1 pseudogene is annotated in these 305 nt (G+C 44.3%); it reads right to left on the bottom strand.

From position 1 onward, the window contains the following. Window positions 1–305: pseudogene (locus tag F6Q11_RS06750) on the bottom strand (hypothetical protein); the annotation flags it as partial.

The raw sequence follows: 305 nt of genomic DNA, 5'->3' as shown, positions 1-305 counted from the left end.
CGCAATATTTGGACTTATCTTTAAGGATGCCGTTGAATTGCTGAGATCCTCCAGATACGTTGAATTTGTACCTGCATAATTCAACACAACATAGAAAGGCACCTTTATGGGTAGCTGGAATGTGTACGTACCTGTGGATACTTTGCTCTGGTTGAACACAAATCCATCCTGTGTTTGGAACTGTACTACTGCACCGTTCGGAATGCCAGAGAATGCAACGCTAATTCCGTAGGTGGGGAATGCAGTCAGCGAAATTGGCACATTCATATATGGCGACGTGAGATTGAATGTCACCGACTTCTCGT

The sequence above is a fragment of the Thermoplasma sp. genome (assembly GCF_008709555.1).
GTDB lineage: Archaea > Thermoplasmatota > Thermoplasmata > Thermoplasmatales > Thermoplasmataceae > Thermoplasma.
The sequence above is the reverse complement of the archived record's forward strand: the minus strand, read 5'-3'. Positions and strand labels throughout refer to the sequence as shown.